The sequence below is a fragment of the Liquorilactobacillus aquaticus DSM 21051 genome, assembly GCF_001436755.1.
In the GTDB taxonomy this organism is placed as follows: Bacteria; Bacillota; Bacilli; order Lactobacillales; family Lactobacillaceae; genus Liquorilactobacillus; species Liquorilactobacillus aquaticus.
Map to the genome: position 1 here is coordinate 26,922 of NZ_AYZD01000011.1, position 17,406 is coordinate 44,327.

Annotated in this window: 13 protein-coding genes and 1 riboswitch; of the genes, 4 read left to right on the forward strand and 9 right to left on the reverse strand. The window is 38.8% G+C overall.

The features are described from left to right. Nucleotides 1–149: 149 nt before the first annotated feature. Entirely contained in the window at nucleotides 150–1,820 is a 1,671-nt protein-coding gene (locus FC19_RS01970; protein WP_057875322.1) for a glycoside hydrolase family 13 protein, read from the reverse strand. Between the two features lie 29 nt (nucleotides 1,821–1,849). Further along, nucleotides 1,850–3,154, reverse strand: coding sequence for an SLC45 family MFS transporter (locus tag FC19_RS01975; RefSeq protein WP_235809304.1), 1,305 nt, complete (start codon nucleotides 3,152–3,154; stop codon nucleotides 1,850–1,852). 316 nt (nucleotides 3,155–3,470) lie between these two features. Between FC19_RS01975 and FC19_RS01980 the strand changes: the two genes are divergently transcribed. Further along, a complete protein-coding gene (locus FC19_RS01980; protein WP_057875324.1) occupies nucleotides 3,471–4,484 on the forward strand; it encodes a LacI family DNA-binding transcriptional regulator in 1,014 nt (337 codons plus the stop codon). A 281-nt stretch (nucleotides 4,485–4,765) separates the two neighbouring features. Here FC19_RS01980 and FC19_RS01985 read toward each other — a convergent pair whose 3' ends face one another. The 5 genes from FC19_RS01985 to FC19_RS02005 all read right to left on the reverse strand — a co-directional run bounded on the left by FC19_RS01985 (nucleotide 4,766) and on the right by FC19_RS02005 (nucleotide 9,024). Further along, the gene (locus FC19_RS01985) at nucleotides 4,766–5,938 is read right to left on the reverse strand and encodes an SAM-dependent methyltransferase (protein WP_057875325.1); all 1,173 of its coding nucleotides are present in this window, start codon (nucleotides 5,936–5,938) and stop codon (nucleotides 4,766–4,768) included. Between the two features lie 176 nt (nucleotides 5,939–6,114). Beyond that, nucleotides 6,115–6,459, reverse strand: a complete 345-nt coding sequence (locus FC19_RS01990) for an AzlD domain-containing protein (protein ID WP_057875326.1) — start codon at nucleotides 6,457–6,459, stop codon at nucleotides 6,115–6,117. A 2-nt stretch (nucleotides 6,460–6,461) separates the two neighbouring features. Then, nucleotides 6,462–7,232, reverse strand: coding sequence for an AzlC family ABC transporter permease (locus FC19_RS01995; RefSeq protein ID WP_057875327.1), 771 nt, complete (start codon nucleotides 7,230–7,232; stop codon nucleotides 6,462–6,464). A gap of 115 nt (nucleotides 7,233–7,347) precedes the next feature. Then, nucleotides 7,348–8,736 (reverse strand): TrkH family potassium uptake protein, encoded by a 1,389-nt coding sequence (locus FC19_RS02000; RefSeq protein WP_235809300.1) that lies wholly within the window; start codon nucleotides 8,734–8,736, stop codon nucleotides 7,348–7,350. Nucleotides 8,737–8,772: 36 nt separating this feature from the next. Then, nucleotides 8,773–9,024: a hypothetical protein gene (locus tag FC19_RS02005; protein WP_057875328.1), complete on the reverse strand. Its 252-nt coding sequence runs from the start codon at nucleotides 9,022–9,024 to the stop codon at nucleotides 8,773–8,775. A gap of 299 nt (nucleotides 9,025–9,323) precedes the next feature. Further along, nucleotides 9,324–9,412, forward strand: a riboswitch (TPP riboswitch). 118 nt (nucleotides 9,413–9,530) lie between these two features. Here FC19_RS02005 and FC19_RS02010 point away from each other — a divergent pair. From FC19_RS02010 to FC19_RS02020, 3 genes are read left to right on the forward strand one after another with little or no spacing between them, the layout of a single operon-like run. After that, the gene (locus FC19_RS02010; RefSeq protein ID WP_057875329.1) at nucleotides 9,531–10,088 is read left to right on the forward strand and encodes an ECF transporter S component; all 558 of its coding nucleotides are present in this window, start codon (nucleotides 9,531–9,533) and stop codon (nucleotides 10,086–10,088) included. 1 nt (nucleotide 10,089) lies between these two features. Further along, complete coding sequence (locus FC19_RS02015) at nucleotides 10,090–11,490, forward strand: ABC transporter ATP-binding protein (protein WP_057875330.1); 1,401 nt, start codon at nucleotides 10,090–10,092, stop codon at nucleotides 11,488–11,490. 5 nt (nucleotides 11,491–11,495) lie between these two features. Continuing rightward, the gene (locus FC19_RS02020) at nucleotides 11,496–12,179 is read left to right on the forward strand and encodes an energy-coupling factor transporter transmembrane component T family protein (RefSeq protein WP_057875331.1); all 684 of its coding nucleotides are present in this window, start codon (nucleotides 11,496–11,498) and stop codon (nucleotides 12,177–12,179) included. A 251-nt stretch (nucleotides 12,180–12,430) separates the two neighbouring features. Here the strand turns inward: FC19_RS02020 and FC19_RS02025 are convergent, their stop codons facing one another. Both FC19_RS02025 and FC19_RS02030 read right to left on the reverse strand, forming a co-directional pair. Continuing rightward, nucleotides 12,431–15,688 (reverse strand): YhgE/Pip domain-containing protein, encoded by a 3,258-nt coding sequence (locus FC19_RS02025; protein ID WP_057875582.1) that lies wholly within the window; start codon nucleotides 15,686–15,688, stop codon nucleotides 12,431–12,433. A 312-nt stretch (nucleotides 15,689–16,000) separates the two neighbouring features. Beyond that, a complete protein-coding gene (locus tag FC19_RS02030; RefSeq protein ID WP_057875332.1) occupies nucleotides 16,001–17,341 on the reverse strand; it encodes a D-alanyl-D-alanine carboxypeptidase family protein in 1,341 nt (446 codons plus the stop codon). Nucleotides 17,342–17,406: the final 65 nt, after the last annotated feature.

Below are 17,406 nucleotides of genomic sequence, written 5' to 3' on the forward strand. Positions count from 1 at the left end.
AAATTGTATCATGTGAATTAACATATTTTTAAATATAATTCTTATTATCTGACTATAAAAGATTTACAATTCAAAACACTCTAAATTTTGTTTTTCGATCCTAGCGGTCTCATTCTTTGCCGCCTCTTTTTTATTTTTTATCATTTTTATCAATAGAGGTAAACTTTAGACTCATACGGTCGTAATTTTGATCCTAGATCATCGTCATAATTACTGATCACCAGTTTCCTATCAGTTCCGCTGACATATTCACGTACCACATCTTTAGATGTGAAGTTACTGATAACAAGCAGTGTTTTACCTTCGTATTGACGTTTATATGCGAATATCTCATCATCTTCGGGATCTAGTTCAATATAATTTCCATATACGATTAGGTCACTATTGTGCCTGAGATCGATCAAATGCTTATAAAAATAAAATACTGAATCTTTATCCCGTAGTTCTTTAGCAGCATTTATTTCACGATAATTCTTATTTAGTTCTAACCATGGCTTTCCATCTGTAAAACCAGCGTTTTTCGAATCATCCCACTGCATCGGAGTCCTTGCATTATCTCTTGATTCAGTTGCCAAGTAACGCATCATCGTATCATGACCTATCAACCCTTCCTTATCAACGATTTGATGATAAGCCTCTAAAGATTCAATATCTTGATACTGCTTCAAGTCGGTAAAATGAGCATTGGTCATTCCTAGTTCTTCACCTTGATAAATATAAGGCGTTCCTTGCATCATATGGAGCGTTGTGGCTAGCATTTTAGCTGATTTTACCCGAAATTGAGGGCTATCATTGCCAAATCGCGAAACAGCTCGCGCACGATCATGATTATTCCAATACAAACTGTTCCAACCTTTACCATCCAAAGCCTGTTGCCACCGTGACAGAGCTTCTTTCAAAGCTACCAATTTCACCGGCTTGTCATTCCATTTTCCAAGGCGTGGATCATCATTGAATGCTAATGTAACGTGATCGAACTGAAAGACCATATTCAATTCTCCTGCATTTAAACCTGTATACTGAACAGCATCTTCTGGCTTAGAACTTGGCATCTCGCCTACACTCATTACATCATATTTTGATAAAACTCTGTCGTTCATTTCTTTTAAATAGTCATTTACTTTAGCTCCATCTGCTACCATAGGTTCAACATCCGCATACTCAGCGTTTTTAGGATTGGGTGCATCTGGTAAGCCTTCTGGTTTAGAAATAAAGTTAATAACATCCATTCTGAATCCATCTATTCCCTTATCCAACCAAAAACGCATTAATTCCCAAACCTGTTCACGAACTTCTGGATTTTCCCAATTCAAGTCTGGCTGTCCTTCTGCGAATAAATGCAGGTAATACTGCTTAGTAGCTTCATCATATTTCCAAGTTGATCCTCCGAAGTATGACCCCCAATTATTCGGTGCTTTTCCATCATGTCCATCTCGCCAGACATAGAAATCACGATACGGATTAGAAGTTGATTTTCTGCTTTCCTTAAACCACTTATGTTGGTCGGAGGTATGATTGACAACCAGATCCATCACTATTTTCAAACCTAAACGATGCGCTTCATTTAAAAGCTTGTCAAAAATTTGCATATTCCCAAATTTAGGCTGAATATCACGATAATTGCTTATATCATAACCATTATCCTTATCTGGAGATTTATAGATCGGGTTAAGCCAGATTACATCTACTCCCAGTTTCTTGATATACGGTAGTCGTTGGAGTACACCTGCTAAATCACCAATACCATCACTATCGCTATCTTGAAAACTACGCGGATATACCTGATATACAACTGCTTTTTGCCACCATTTCTCTTTCATACTTAATTCTATCTCCCTCCAAAAAGCTTCTACTTTTTATTTGCAAGTCCTGTTTGCGGTTCGTCTTCTTTGATCACACCAACAGCAAAAACACCTAACAGCATTACTATTCCAGCCACCAAAATCATTCCCGGCATTGATTTGTTAATGAGCGGAAAAATAATAAAGCTTGCTAGTGAAGCAATAATCTGAGGTAAACAAATTCCACAATTAAAAAGCCCCATATAAGCTCCCTCATTCTTACCATCTAGTGATGATGTAAAAATTGAGAATGCTTCAGTCTGCATTGTTAAATAAGAAATACCTATCAAACAAAATGGCAGGATCAGCAAATATTGATCATGTACGAAGAAGACACTGATGAAGCCTAAGGCCCCACTGAATAAACCGACTCTAAACCAGAATTTTCTTTTATATGGATTGGTTTTAGACAAAACTAAGAATCCCCAAACAACTGCTGCTAGTGACTGAATACAGGTTAGAATACCATACCAATTGCCAGCGGCTTGATAACCGGCTGACGCTGTATCGGCTGTATTCCAAACATTTTTAGCGATTGCCCCAGTGGCATATGTCCACAAGTATTGAAATGCAAACCAATCAAACAATTGGACAAATGAAACTTCCCAAAACGAACGTGGTGCTTTTTTCACTAATTCCCATAATGAAGGTTTTTCCTGATGCGCCTTGGCATCAATGTGATGGTACCGTGCATAAGAACCTGGATCATATTCTTTAACCGTTACAATCGTATAAATAGATGTAGCTAATAAAATAGCAGCCCCAATGTAAAAAGACAGCCTTACTGAAAGAGGGACCTCGCCTTGTTTTGCAACATTAGCAACTCCCAGCATAGTTAATAGAAACGGGAAAATAGTTGCGATAACACCACCAAGATTGCTGAACGATTGCTGCCACGACCAAGCTAAATCTTTTTGGTCTTCATTCACCATATCTCCAATAATCATCTTAAATGGTTGCATACAAACGTTACTTGAAAGATCCATAAATAGAATTGCAATCGCTCCAAACGTTAACGCTGCAACAGATGCATAACCAAATCCGAAAGACCCTGAATTAGGCAGCAACACCATTACCAATGCCGCAATTGGAGCTCCAATCATCAGATACGGCATCCTGCGCCCAAGTTTATTCGACCAAGTCAAATCAGAGTATTTTCCGACCAACGGCTGAACTACCATTCCGGCCAACGGAGGAAGTATAAAGAAAAAGCCCAATTTAGTTGGATCTGCTCCTATCGTTTGAAATATTCTTCCCATTTGTGAAGACTGCAACGAAAAAACCATGTTAACCCCAAAGAAACCAAAAGTCATTGCAAAAATAGTTTTCAAAGACAATGATGGCAATGAGTTCGTAATTTGCGCACCATTCTTTTTTGAAACATCTTGTGTCCTTGTGACAGATGTTGTATGCAATTTACCCTCCATATTTATTCACTCCTATTCATAATCGTTTCCATGCAACTGCTTTCATTAGAAACTATAGCACTCTAAGCAAACGTTTACAATAGCTTTTGGATAAAAAGTAAACGTTTGCGGTAAAAGTTCTTCATTGTTGGAGTTTAACATTTTAATTCTTTATTATAAGCGGTAGAATTGAGATATATCTGTAACTTAAGGGGAAGAACATATGGGTGTAACGATTAAAGATATTGCCAAGGAAACTGGGTTCTCAGTCGCAACTGTCTCCCGGGTACTTTCAAATAAGGTAGGCTTTTTCAGCCAAGAAACAGCAGCCATCGTTAATGCTGCTGCGCTAAAGCTAGGCTATAAAAAAAATATGGCTGCCACAGAACTTGTTACGCAAAAAAGCAGCATTATTGCAGTCATTATAAACTCAACTAAAACTAATTTTTCTGATCCGATCATTGAAGGCATTCAGCAGAAGGCTAATGAGGCTGACAAAAGAGTCATCATTCTTTATGCTGGAGATCATGATTTTAGATCGCAACAACGAGCTCTTACTACCGCGCTAGAACGGCCGCTCATGGGAATATTGCTTCTGTCTGTCGATTTATTTGCTGATAATTTGCAACTGTTGAAAACAGCCAATGTCCCCTTCCGCTTCATCTCTATTTCCTTTCAGGACCCAGATCTTAAATATGTAGCCTCAGATGATTGGCAGATCGGGTATCTTGCAACAAAATATCTGTTAAAAAAAGGGCATCGCAAAATTGGATTAGCTGGAGTCGATATTGAATCCAGTGCTCACACAGGAAAACTGAGGCTGGCCGGTTATCAACGCGCTTTGATTGAAAATAACATTACCCCTCAAAAAGACTGGATTCAAACTGGAAACTATAGTTATAAAGCAGGTTTGAACGCTATGAAAAACTATGGCCAGCAGAAAAATGTAAGTGCCATTATTACAGGAAGTGATTTGGTTGGAATCGGTCTTTTAAACCAAGCAGCAAAAATGAATATTTCTATTCCTAATGATTTATCTTTGATCACGATCGATGGCACCTACCTTTGCAGAATTGTGCAACCTCAGTTAACCAGTATCACACAAAACTTTTATAGTATGGGATATTTAGGGGCTGAATATCTGATTAGCAATCAGCGTCAGAATGCTTTTACAGACATCCAAATCTCTGAACGCGGGAGTGTTCGTAAATTGACAGCCGCTGACAGTGAAAATTAGACTAGGAAACTATATTGGGCACACATTAAAATACAAAATAAAAAGAGGAACCGGGTCAAAAGTTAAATTTTAACCTAGCTCCTCTATTTATTTTGTATAAATGTGTTCCATAAGTCAAAATTCTCCGTATAACGCGAATTATTCATAGCAAAAACACTTGCTGTACACGTAATTTCGCGTTAGTACTCAAATTTTACCGACTTATGTCACACTCCCCTCTATTAAAAATTGCAATTTCTGTATTAGCCTGTACTGAAAATTAGTTTTTACTTAACTATAAATTACTGATAGATATAGCTACGGGTTTTAGGCAAAGTTCTGCCACTTGGCCCTTTAGAAATCAAATACTGAATACAATCAATATTACCAGATTCAAATGATGCCGCACAAGCTTGCAGGTATAGATCCCACATCCGGATGAATTTTTCATCTGTTTTTTCAGAAATAACATCTAAATGATCATGAAAATTCTTATCCCAAGTTTCAAGTGTCCGCTGATAATGGCGTCGCAAAGTTTCCATATCGAAAATCTGCATTCCTGAATCAATAATGTGCTGCAAATTTTCTGTCATTCCTGGAATATAACCACCAGGGAAAATATATTGATTGATCCATCCATTGAATGCACCGCCTTGCTGGCGTGTAATACCGTGGATCAAAGCAACCCCATCATCACTAAGATAATCTGACACTGTTTGAAAATAAGTTCCAAGATTCTCTTTGCCAACATGTTCAAACATACCGACACTTGTAATGTAATCGAACGGACCTTCCTTAAGCTCCCGATAATCTTCTAAATAAACATGTGCTCGTTCCTCAAGGCCCTCTTCTTTGATCCTTTTTTGGACGAATAAGTATTGTTCCTCACTTAATGTGATACCCGAAACATCTAAGTTATATTCTTTTGCGGCTGTCAGCATTAATGTTCCCCAGCCACATCCAATATCAAGCAGCTTTTTACCCGGCTGCGGGTCTAGCTTCTTAATAATATGATGAACCTTGTTCAACTGAGCCTGTTCTAGCGTGTCGTTGTCATTCTCAAAATACGCACAAGAATATGTCATCGATGGATCCAACCATAAACGATAAAAATCGTTCCCAAGATCATAATGGCTTTGGACATCTGTCTTGCTATGCTTTTCTGAATGAGACTGCTTCGGTAAAAAACGTTTTAATTTACTATTGTAGAAAAAGCTCTCCGCAGATTCATAGGCAGATCTGACCAATTCCTGAATAGAACCATCAATTTGAATCCGACCGTCCATGTAAGCTTCACCCAATGCAATAGAAGCATTACGCATCAAATCTTTGATTGGCACAGCTTCTTTAAATGTAATTGTCACCTTGGGTGTTCCTTTTCCATATTCTTCGCTGTCACCATCCCAATAATTTACACGTACTGGAATACTGAAAGATTTGCTCAACATCTTCTTGTAAAACATTTTATCGATCATAACTAAATCTAACCTCCGCTTTTTTCTCACTTCGTGCTTAAATAATAATATTCTAGCACTTTTTGCCGTTTTTTTCAGAATACTCTCCTACATGTGTCTGTCTTAATCAGACAAAAAAGGGATCCGCTAGGCTAATACATGCCAAACAAACCCTCTCGTTCATTTATCTTTTTCTATCAAACTGTAAAAACTATTGCTAACAGAGTAACTGCTGTCAAACCTAACACAACTGAAAGTCCCATTGAACGTGACCGGTACGCTACCACTATGACAATCAACGAGGCAATAATTTTTGCCATATTATGTATACCTGTAAAAACGTATCCTGCACTAGTATCAATAAAAACATCCTTGACAACAAGCGCTGTAAACAAAGAGACTGGCACATATTTCATCCATTCATTAAACCATTTTGGAATATCACGTGTTGAAAAGATTCGCAAAGGTATGAAGCGCGGGCCAAATGCTACCAGCATAGATAAAATGATTAAAATCAGATGTTCCATAGTTTTTTCTGTCATAATCAATTATCCCCCGACTTACTGATCACACTGCGACTAGCCTTAGGCTTTATTTTCCGCAAAAGAAAACCTCTTTTTTTACCGTGCTTAACTAAATAATCCTCGGCAGCAAAACCGACAAAGGATGCCAGTAACGTTGAAACAACCAACCCCATTGTACTCTTAAGGACAACCATTGAAATAATCGCAAAAACAGCCGCAACAAAACTGACTACAATCGTCAACTTATTTGCAACTTGCATCACAATCATATATATAAACAAGGCTGTCAATGCATAATCAACAATTGCCAGATCTACTGATAAGAGATTCCCAATCAAGCTTCCAACAATGTTTGCAAATGTCCAAAAAAGAAGCGAATAATGTTCGACCTTTAGTGCATCTTTAGGGGTCCAACTTTTATCTGTCGCAAACTTCAAATAGTTAACAGCATAATTCTCATCATTCAACGAAACGGCGAAGATATACAAAAACTTCTTACTCGTGTTCCGCAAATACTGTGATATGCTAGAACCTAGCAACGCATAACGTAATTCCAAGAAGAAAAGCATAATTAACACTGTGTGTATTGGTGCATTTGCCGTCAGCATCGAAGCAAGCAGGAACTGCGCACCACCTGAGAACACTAAGATCGAAACCAAGCCTGTCAAAATCACGTTAAATCCTGCAACATTCAACAAAATACCGCAAGCAAGTCCGATCGGAATGTAACTTAAACATAATGGCAGGGCAATCTTTAACACCTCTAGCCAACGTGGTTCTTCTTTTTTCACGAATAAGCCTCCAAAAATAAAAGTCCTCGCAGGTTCGATTATAACATATGATTATTAACGTTCGGGTATAAATTTCCATCAATGAGAAGATTCTAAGCACATATTTGATAGAAAATTACCCGATAATAACCTTCTCAGTTGGAAATCTGTAATTGAGGTCTCGTTTCCGTCTAGAAACAAATAACATCAACATATACAACATTCCAACCCGACCAACAAACATTAGAATAATAATAACCCATTTACCTACCATACTTAGTGAACCCGTTATCCCTAAGGAAAGGCCTGTTGTACCAAAAGCGGACGTAACCTCCAATATCAAAGCTGTCAACGGCTGTTTTTCAGTTGCTGATAAAATCAAAACTGCTGTACCGCAGAGCAGAACGGACAAATTAACAACTACAACCGCTTTTTGAATATCATCCTGACCTATTTGACGCCCAAAAATATTAACATTACGGTGTCCTCGAATAAACGAATACATGTAAAGCAGCAAGATTCCAATCGTCGTTGTCCGGACACCACCTCCGACTGAACTTGGGCTTGCTCCAATAAACATTAATAATGAAAAGATCAAAAGCGTAGTTGAATTAAATGTGCTTAATGAATCCAACTGCAAGCCAGCATTACGTGTTGATGCGCTGTAAAACATTGCAGTCATTAACTTGCTAATAAAACTCTGGTGTGCAAAAGCCCCTTTTGATTCAGATAACATGATAAGTACTGTTCCTATTACAAAGAACAATACAGCGAAGAAAACCGCCAACTTCACAAACAACGAGAATCTAAACCGAGAATTCTCCTGCCGCCGAAATTTGATACCAAACCATTCACGCAATTCGGTTAATACTGGAAATCCAATTCCACCGATGCCGATCAAAAAAATAATTGCCAACAGAAATAAATAGTCATGTCGAAATGGCATGATCGAAGTGCCTGTGATATCAAATCCTGCATTAGTTACCGCCGAAATTGCGATATAAAATCCTTCAAAAAAAGCGCTGCTTAGCTGCTCGTATCCCTGTGTAAAATATAAATACAAAGAAAAAAGAATTCCAAAGAAAAATTGCAACAACATCATCAATCCAAAAACAGAATAAGCTAGTCTAACCGTTCCACTTAAACTCGGCTGATTCATATCAATTTGAATCAGTTGTCTTTGATGAAGTGTGATTCTCTTCCGTGCTAAAACCAGCCCAACTGTTGCCAGCATTGTAATCCCCAAACCGCCTATTTGAAAAAGTACTTCTAACAGGATAACCCCATAATTGTTATAAACTTCGTGCAAAGGGAAGGTTGTTAGACCCGTCACACTAACTGTGGATACAGCCATGAAAAAAGTATCAAGTGGTGCAACACTTACCCCTGTTTTACGAAAAAAAGGTAGACATAGCAAAAAGAAGGCAAGCATAATCATTAGAAAGTAAGAAATAACTATCAATTGAATCGGGGTCGTGTTTTCGCGAACCTTTACTAACAAATAATTAATCTTACTTACTAACAAGTATCTTTCCTCCTAATTGCACTGATCAAAATTAATTTAAACCAATTTCATTTTTGAATAACTAATGACGACCTTCTGCTTCAGCTCAAGTGCAGTTGATGATTCTTTAAAAGCATTATCAAAATCAATAATAGCAGAATTGCGTAATTGTTTCTCAATTTTCCCCTTAAAATGGTGTCGATGGAAGACAAATGCAACATGTGTATTTTTAACGAAAGGTGTTCCAAGCTCGCTTACTTCAATCACCTGTTCGTCCCTATTGTTCCTAGGCTTTCGTTTTTCGCTCATACTTTTTCCTCCTCGACGGTAAGTTCAACTGTCCATGCTCTAAAAGTGTTCCTGAATTCGTTGCTTAACAAACTGGCAGAACTCCTCCCAGCCTATACCGTGTATTATCATTATACAGCTAATATGCTGTGAAAGCTAACTTGTTCAACCGCTTCTTTTCCTTGCTTTAATACCGTTTTATCTCATCCGTTATTTTTGATATCTTTTTTCTTTCTTAAGCACTGACATTAAACTTTATCGTTCTTTTCAAACTGGCAAGATTTACTTTTCAGTTACTTTCTGCTAGACTTACACTGTAATTGTGTGAGCTGGGGTGCCTTTTGGCTGAGAAATACCCATGATACCTGATCTGGACAATGCCAGCGTAGGGAGCTTAATCCATTGATAATTTGCGTTTAATGAATGAAAGCGTCTACCGGCATGCTCTTTCTCTTTGAGTGTGGTGGTTATTTTTTTGTCTGAAATGAATTCTGTCTCACAATATTTTTATAAAAGGGGTGCTCAAAATGCAAACATTGAAACAAAAGCGCGGATGGTCTTTACGCGATGTCATTTTTTTAGCAATCATTGGTATCTTTTTTGGCGTTATTTATCAAGTTTGGAGCTATGCGTATTATTTGATCGCTGCAACTCCATTGAAACCTTACGCTAACGATCTAACACTTGGTGTCTGGATTATGGCTGGTCCGCTTGCTGGAGTTTTACTACAAAAAGCAGGAGCAACAATTATCGGTGAACTGCTTGCTGCCACAGTTGAAATGCTGCTTTTTTCAAGTTGGGGTGCAGCCAACCTGATCTCTGGCTTTATTCAAGGGCTCGGAAATGAGCTTGGGTTTGCCTGTACAGGCTATAGGAACTGGTCAAAACTGGGTCTCCTATTCTCTACAATTGGCGCAACTATTCTAACGTTCATCTGGGATTGGTTCCAAAGTGGCTACAGTGAATATCATGCAGGCCTTTTGATTACTTTGCTGATTATTCGTTTTATCTCAATTGGTTTCTTCGCAGGTGTTTTGGTTTATTGGATTAAAAAGCTTGTTTTAAAGACAGGTTTGAATAAATAAAATGGCCGTACTGTCTATTTCTAATTTAACCTTCTCCTATGCCAAAACTCGACCAACTATTTTAAACACGGTTAACCTTAACCTTGAATCAGGTTCCTTTAATCTTCTAATTGGTCCTTCTGGGAGCGGGAAATCCACGCTGTTCAAATTAATGGCTGGTCTTTATCCAGAATACGGCGGTAAAATCACAGCTGGAACGATCAAATTAAATGGGCAAAGTGTCAGCACACTCGTTCCTTATGAGCGGGCTAAACATATTGCTATGCTCTTTCAGAATCCCAGCCGACAGTTTGCCATGCGCACAGTCAAAGAACAGCTGATTTTTGCCCTTGAAAATCTTCAGTTGAGTCCCCAAAGCATCACTGATCTTGTAACGGCAACTCTTCACCAACTTGGTTTGGAATCTTTCAAAGATCGGCAATTGTTAACACTTTCTGGAGGAGAGCAGCAACGCGTTGCTCTTGCCACGGTTATAGCTATGGGCAGTGACATTATTTTGCTTGATGAACCATTTGCAAATGTCGATCAGAATGGGCGTCGAACACTTTTAACTGATTTAAAAAATATGCAAATCACGCAAGGCAAAACTATTTTCATCTCAGATCATGATCTAACGGGATACCAAGACCTAGTCGATCATCTTTACGAAGTTGATACCGTTCAAAAAAACATCAATGAAATAAATCAAACACGACTGAACTCGGTAACGCGCGAGACACCTGTGCACAGCAAGCTGAATGCAGCATCAGTGTTTGGCTGGCATGATCTCAGTTTCACCGCCGCCACTCGTACACTCCTTACTCCGCATTCATTTCATTTGCCTGAGGGTCAGCTTGGACTTTTATCTGGAGCAAATGGCATTGGAAAGTCGACTCTTTTTGCAGCTCTCTCTCACCAGATAAACTATCAAGGACAAGTTTTGTACAAAAACAAAGCTTCGGAAAGAATCCGGATCAAACAATGGGCCCGAATTGTTGGCCTAGTTTTTCAAAACAGCACCGATCAATTCATCAAATTAACAGCTCAAGATGAAATTTCCTTGTCGCATCAAAACACTCTGCAACCGCACTACTGGACAGAGAGGCGGATAAAAAGTGCAGTTAGAAAATTGCACCTCTCTGAAGTTATGGACCACGTTAGTTATCAATTGTCTGGTGGACAGCAGAAAAAACTCCAGGTTTTAAGCATGCTGATCATGTCACAGCCTATATTACTATTAGATGAACCATTGGCTGGGCTTGATGCAGTTTCGCTCAAAAACGTTATGGAATTAGTAAGACGAACCGTAATTGACTTAAACTTAAGCAGCCTTATCATTTCACACCAACGAATCGGTGTTACCGAACTTATTGATTATGAATTGAATTTTGCTAACCAAGCCTTAACTATCCAGGGAGGATAAAAGACATGTTGTCCGAGCGTAAGAAACAATTGAATGCAACCATTTTGACGGTTATTATGCTTGGAATCGGTCTTCAAATAGCCTTTTCCCGCAGTGTTAGTCTCAATGTGATTGTCGTGCTCATTTGTTTGCTATATCTGCTGTATTGCCGTACTTCTTTTAAAAAAATTTTTGTCATGCTATTGGTCGCCTTTCCGCTGGCCCTTGGAAGTTGGTGGTCTTTTATCATGTTCGGAACTGGTGACACTTGGCATAGTGCTTGGATTTATGGAACACGTGTTTATGCCTACCTGTTACTAGGCTCGATCTTAACAATGACTGTATCGGTTAAGGAATTGTTAATTAGTCTTTCAATACATGCGAAACTTTCGGAAACTTTTGTCTATGGCCTTTTGGCTTCATTCAACATGCTTTCTCGTATCCGGCAGCAATTTAAACTTATTCAGTACTCAGCTCAAATGCGCGGGAAAAATTATCGTCTCTGGCAGCCGGCTTTGTATTTGCGTATTATTATCGTAGCTCTGCATTGGTCAGAGGATTTAGCCGAAGCAATGTCATCACAAGGCTTTTCAGAGGGATTCCCACGAACAAGAATGTTCAATGATCCCCTGCCCAAGTGGCAGTTGGGAATTGCTATTATTGTGCTAGTATTACATTTTGGGGCAGCCTTTCTACTGCGGCCTTGGTGAGGTATAGGTACAAACGTTTCTGAGACTTTCAAGTTATTTTTCAAAAGAACTGTCTCCGATTTTAAGATCATACCAAATCAGTATTTATTGAGCACTAATAGAATACAATAATACGAGTTAACGCAGGATAATATAAAAAAAGGACTAGATCAAAAGATACAACTTTTGATCTAGTCCTTTTTAATGTACCGTTGGAAGATGTTTTACCAGCCTATTAATTGTGTTTGTAGCCCTTCTTTAACACCAAAAATTTATGCCTGCTTTGCAGCGTCTTCCCCTTCATCTGTTTCAACATAACTGATTGCTCCACTTCGTCTGAGCCGAACCATCGTAAACCATAAAAGAATCAATGAGACGATGATGAAGACCAGCATAACCAGCAACGAAGTTACAAACTGGCTGGTTCCTAGACCAGATGTAAGTGCCTCACGGAATCCAAGTATGGAGTATGTCATTGGAAGGAATGGGTTAATAGCTTGGAAAAAGCCATTCATCCCAGTGGTAATCTCAATTGGGAACGATCCACCTGAACCGCCTAATTGAATAACCAGCAGAATCATAGCCGCAAAACGTCCTGGATTTCCTCCAGCCATTGACATCAGCATAATCAAATACATTGCCGTCATTGAGAAGAAAATTGCATTCAATATCATCTGAACAGGATGATCAGGCACTAGTCCTGCTGCCATCATCAACCCGGTTTCTACGACAGCCGTCCCAACTGCAATCATAGTTCCAACTGCAACTTTGCTTAAGAACCAATCTGTCCCTGATCCATCCGGAGTTGACAACCGCCGAATCGGATAAACCAAATTGAAGACTAAGGCTCCAACATATAACGCTACTGAGAGCATGTAAGGTGCTAGTGCATACCCGTAATTTGGAACTTTGCTGTAATTCTCATGCTTCAAGTTAGATGGAGCAGCAAACATATTTGCCGTCTTATTTGAAGTTTTAACTGCATTAATTTTATCAGCACCCTTGGTCAGCCCACTCGCTAACTGCTTGTTACCTTTTTGTAATTTCTTAGCTCCATCTGAAAGCTTTCCTGAATTATCAGACAACTGCTGTGTTCCACTGGCTAATTTATTTACGCCAGAGCTCAGTGTTGGAACCTTTGAATTTAGCTGCTGTGTCCCAGAGGCCAATTGAGCAGCTCCACTATTCAACTTGGTGCTATTGTTATTCAACTGCTGCGTTCCAGAGGCCAGTTGTGAAACTCCGCTCGTTAGTGCTGGAACTTTACTATTTAATGTACCTAATCCACTAGAAAGCTGTGCAGCTCCACTATTCAAAGCTGTACTGTTAGCCGCAAGTTGCCCTGTGCCGGACGCAAGTTGCGAAACCCCACTCGTCAATGCTGGAACTTTACTATTTAACGTTCCTAATCCGGAAGCTAATTGTGCAGTTCCGCTTACCAAAGATGCCGAATTTTCGTTAAGTTGGTTTGAACCGCTAAATAGTTGCGAGACTCCGCTCGTTAACGCCGGAATTTTAGTATTCAGAAGTGATAGATTACTGCTTAGCTCGGATGCCCCTTGATTCAGCGTCGTCGAATTCTGAGCCAATTTTTCTGAACCAGCAGCAGCCTGATCTACTCCAGCTGTGTATGCCTTGATACCAGTTATCAACTGGTTAATTTTTGTACCATTTGTATTTTTTGTAACCGCACTTTGAATTTGGCTTTGTGCATTCGAACCACCATTTAAAATACTAGCGACATCGACATTGCTGCTGTTACCCACATTTTGATTAAGCGTTTCGGCTACGGATTGAGATTTTGCAGCCATTGTGCTTAATTCTGAAACACTAGTTGACAACTTGCTTATACTTCCCGATGCGCTATCAAGCTGATTCAACTTATCCTGTGACAAACTTGCATTTTTCATAATACTTTGAAAGCTGTTCAGCGCATTATTAACTGCTGTGATCTGCTCAGACGATATGCCTGATTTTTGTAATGCCTGTATCTGAGTTAAATTAGTCTGATTGGCGGACAAAATTGCCTGCACCTTTTGCTTGTCGCTCTCATCCAAATTTTTGGATGACTGAAGCGCTTCTGCATTCTGTTCAATCGTTTGACTATTCTGCGCAATTTTTTGCAGAGAAGTATTTACGGTCTGTAAGCTAGTCGTTAGTGTTCCCATGTTCGCTAAAGTGCTACTGTACTGATTATAGAAAGTTGCTAAGCTCTTCAACATCGTAATTGCACTCGAAAGATCCTGCGTATTCTTCAATCCAGTATCAATTTGCTTAAGTCCGCCTGAAATAACCGCATTTGTAACGTATAACGCTGAAGCAGCTTGTGGCAAATTGTTTAAAACAGCTGCGCCTTGATTTAATTGACTGGACTGGCTGGAAAGTTTCCCTAATCCCGTGTTAAGCTGTGTCACTCCAGATGTATACGTCTGAACACCAGAAGCAAGCTTAGCAGAACCACTTGATAATTGCGTTACACCAGAAGCCAGTGTCCCTGTCTTACTGTTCAATTCGCCTAATCCGCTGTTAACCTTGGCTACTCCTGCAGTATACTGATTCACACCGCTGTTCAAACTATTAGATCCAATTGTCAATTGATTTACACCACTTGACAATTGGCCGGTACTTCCATTTAACGTCTGAACACCGCTGTTGACCTTTGTTACACCGGATGTGTAAGCATAGACTCCTGAGGACAAAGTATTGGACCCCGTTGCCAATTTGCTGACACCACTTGCCAATGTACCTGTACTCCCGTTTAACTTTTGAGTACCCGCGTTTACTTTGGAAACACCAGCAGTATATTGATTAATTCCTGTTTTAAGTGCTGTCGCACCCGTCGTTAATTTAAGCACGCCTTGACCTAAAGGCACCACACCTGTTTGAAGGGTAATAACACCATCATTGACCTTTTTAACCCCGGCTGTATACGTGTTGATTCCATCAGATAAGGTATTCGAACCGGTACTAAGTTTATTTGCACCATTAGAAGCAGTTGTAAAGCCTTTGCCGACAGTCTTAATTGTTGAAAACATGGTTTTGGCATATGCATTCGTCACAGAGGCACGTATTTGAGTATTTAACTGCTTAACACCTTCCTCACTAATAACCTTTCCGATATAATTCAACGAATCATTTGTTTTATATATTAAGTGCATTTTTTTAGGATTTTTATCCAAAACTGTGGTTGCATTTTTAGAAAAATCCTTTGGAATTGTAATAATCGTATAATATTTTTTATCTTTCAATCCCTTAAGTGCTTTCTTAGATGAAACAAAATGCCATTGCAAACTATCATTTTTTTTCAACTTTTTAACAAGGTCGTTTCCAACCGCCATCTTTTTCCCTTGATATTCAACCGTTCGGTCTTCGTTAACTACTGCTATGGGTAACGACCCCGTATTTCCATACGGATCCCAAACTGATTTCAAGAAAAAAACGGCATACAAAAAAGGAATAAACATAATTGCCGAAATTGTCGCAATTAACAACTTATGTTTTCCAATATTCTTGAACTCCTCTTTCAACATATTCAACTTTCTCACCTCTACCTAAATTTACTGCTATATTTTAATCATCTACTTTGACAATCTATAATATACACTCCATGTCCATGTAAAACAAGATATGACTTGTCGCAAATAAAAAATTCCAAAGATAAATCAGCCTAAAATTCAGTTTATTCAGCTAGAAACTGCATTATCATCGAATCTAGGGCAATATATATATTTTTTGCAAAAAAAAGAAGCGGATTTCTCCACTTCGAAAGAATTTAATATTTTAAACGAGTAAAATTCCAAATAAACACAGTTCATTTTGTGAATCTAGACCCTCTGAAAAATCTAAAAAAGGTTAGTGAAAAAGTTTTTTATCGCTCTTCCCATAATAACAAAGATATTTGCCTTTTGAATTTTCTGGGTATTAGTTGCTGGAAGCTCTAGCTTGCTGCTTCCATTTAAATATTCCAATTGTTGATCCTTAGAATTTAGAGTCAAAGTACCAACAGTCTTGTTCTTAGCCAATGGGGCTTCCAGCCCATCTTTTTTATATAACTTCTTATTACCACTCAAGCTAGCTTTTAAATCACTAACAGAAGTACCATTCTTTAACCAGATATCAGAGCCCTGCTTTGTTGCAATCTGAGTTGTTAACTTTTTCCCGTGATAAACCGGCAAACTTGATGCACCTTTAAACTTCGTTTGAGCTTTAACGGTTGTATAAGTAAAGTTATTGTAGACATAGGACATCAATTTTTGCGTTTGTTCAAAACGTGAAGTATCTTCATCATTTGCATGTTTAGCACCTAAAACAACAGTAATAATTCGGTGTCCATCTTTATGGACAGTCCCAGTAAAATTAGCACCTGCACTATCAGAAGTCCCTGTTTTCAGGCCATCTACCGGAAGCTCTGAATAAGATTTAGCCAAACCTTTTAGCATCCAATTCCAGTTCTCCATTTCGGTCTCACTGGTTCCATTATTGAATTTCATTCGTGCAATACTTGTTGTTTTCAACACCTCAGGATAATCCTGCAACAGTTTCTGTGAAATCAATGCCATGTCTTTGGCAGATAACTTGTTTTGAGCTTTCGCAGGCGCATTCGGATATTTACCAGTTCCGATCTCATCATTTCCAAGTCCTGATGTTGTGTAAAGTTCTGCATCATTAATGTTCCAACTCTTTAGCAGCTGGCGCATCTTGTTTACGAAAGCTGTTTGTGAACCGAAAACCGCATTAGCTAATGTCATCACAGCACCATTTGCTGAATAGATCAGGCTTGCCTGGTATAATTGGCGAACAGTATATTTAGTATCTTTTTTTAACGGAACATTAGACAAGCTAGTATTTTGGCTTACTTGATAAGAAGCGCTGTCTACAGGTACTTTCTGATCCCATGACAGCTTACCTTCCTTAATAGCCTGCAATACTAGGTAGATTGAAAGAAGCTTAGTCATCGATGCAACCGGTAAGATCTGATCAGCATTTTTACTATAAATGATCTGTCCTGTTTTGGCATCAACTGCTATCGCTGCCTTTACATCTAATTGAAGCGTTTTGTCCGTTGTTGTGGTATCTGCTTTAACATTCTCATTCGTGAAAATTCCGCCCGCGGCTGCAGCAAAAGCAGTCGCAGCTATCACTAGCCCCAGCAGCAACTTTTTTGTTCTTTTAAAAATCAACATTCTTGTCTGTCCCCTCGTTTATTAAGTCTACTCTAGAATAACCAAAAAAAATTAGTCTGACAACG

Coding starts and splice junctions, on each gene's coding strand:
- FC19_RS02010 (WP_057875329.1), top strand. CDS start 9,531: ATGCAAACATTGAAACAAAAGCGCGGATGGTCTTTACGCGATGTCATT.
- FC19_RS01975 (WP_235809304.1), bottom strand. CDS start 3,154: ATGACTTTTGGTTTCTTTGGGGTTAACATGGTTTTTTCGTTGCAGTCT.
- FC19_RS02020 (WP_057875331.1), top strand. CDS start 11,496: ATGTTGTCCGAGCGTAAGAAACAATTGAATGCAACCATTTTGACGGTT.
- FC19_RS01970 (WP_057875322.1), bottom strand. CDS start 1,820: ATGAAAGAGAAATGGTGGCAAAAAGCAGTTGTATATCAGGTATATCCG.
- FC19_RS02015 (WP_057875330.1), top strand. CDS start 10,090: ATGGCCGTACTGTCTATTTCTAATTTAACCTTCTCCTATGCCAAAACT.
- FC19_RS02030 (WP_057875332.1), bottom strand. CDS start 17,341: ATGTTGATTTTTAAAAGAACAAAAAAGTTGCTGCTGGGGCTAGTGATA.
- FC19_RS01980 (WP_057875324.1), top strand. CDS start 3,471: ATGGGTGTAACGATTAAAGATATTGCCAAGGAAACTGGGTTCTCAGTC.
- FC19_RS02005 (WP_057875328.1), bottom strand. CDS start 9,024: ATGAGCGAAAAACGAAAGCCTAGGAACAATAGGGACGAACAGGTGATT.
- FC19_RS01990 (WP_057875326.1), bottom strand. CDS start 6,459: ATGACAGAAAAAACTATGGAACATCTGATTTTAATCATTTTATCTATG.
- FC19_RS02025 (WP_057875582.1), bottom strand. CDS start 15,688: ATGTTGAAAGAGGAGTTCAAGAATATTGGAAAACATAAGTTGTTAATT.
- FC19_RS01985 (WP_057875325.1), bottom strand. CDS start 5,938: ATGATCGATAAAATGTTTTACAAGAAGATGTTGAGCAAATCTTTCAGT.